This is a genomic window from Rhodococcus sp. 105337 (genome assembly GCF_012844225.1).
Lineage (GTDB): Bacteria > Actinomycetota > Actinomycetes > Mycobacteriales > Mycobacteriaceae > Rhodococcus.
Window position 1 is genome coordinate 1 of record NZ_JABAGQ010000032.1, and the last position, 953, is coordinate 953.

General features: G+C 63.9%; 1 protein-coding gene. It reads right to left on the reverse strand.

Annotated elements, in window-relative coordinates:
* Positions 1 to 953, reverse strand: a 953-nt coding sequence (locus HF886_RS20845) for an IS256 family transposase (protein WP_169653383.1), incomplete at both ends; no start/stop codon positions are given.

The following is a 953-nucleotide window of genomic DNA, read 5'->3' on the forward strand; positions in this document are numbered from 1 at the left end:
GCCACTCGTCGTGCTGCTCGATGACCACCGCGGTCGCCAACCGGAGGAATGCCGCCGGGTTCGGAAAAATCTCCACGACGTCGGCTCGACGCTTGATTTCCTTGTTCAACCGCTCAATGGGATTGTTGGACCACACCTTTTGCCAATGAGCCTTGGGGAACGCGGTGAACGCCAGCACATCGTGTTTGGCGGCTTCCATCAACGCCGCGACCTTCGGAAACGACCCGGAGAAGGTGTCGGTGACCTGATCCCACTGCTCCGCGACGGCGTCCGGGTCGGTGTGCGCGAAGATCGTCTTGACCGCCGCCATCACCGGCGGCACATGCTTGGCCGCCACCGCCGCCCGAATGTTGCGCATGAAATGCACCCGGCACCGCTGCCACGAAGAACCCGCGAACTGCTGCATCACAGCAGCTTTGAGGCCACTGTGTGCATCGGAGATCACCAGATGCACCCCCGACAGACCACGGGCCTTGAGGCTGGTGAGGAACTCGCGCCAGAACTCGTAGGATTCGCTGTCCCCGACGGCGGTTCCGAGTACCTCGCGGGTGCCGTCGATCGAGACTCCGGTGGCCACCACCAACGCCTGGGACACCACGTGCGCACCGACCCGGACCTTGCAGAAGGTGGCGTCGAGAAACACGTACGGAAAGCTCGTGTGCGTCAGCGTGCGCTCGCGGAACCGGGCGATCTCGGTGTCCAGACCAGCGCAGATCCGCGACACCTCCGACTTCGAGATCCCGGATCCGACACCCAACGCGCCGACCAGGTCGTCGACGCTGCGGGTCGACACGCCGTGCACGTAGGCTTCCATGACCACTGCGTACAGGGCCTTGTCGATGCGGCGGCGTCGCTCCAGCAAGGAGGGGAAGAACGATCCTGACCGCAGTTTGGGGATCTTGACCTCGACATCGCCGCTGGTGGTGGCCACGGTCTTCGTTCGATGTCCGTTG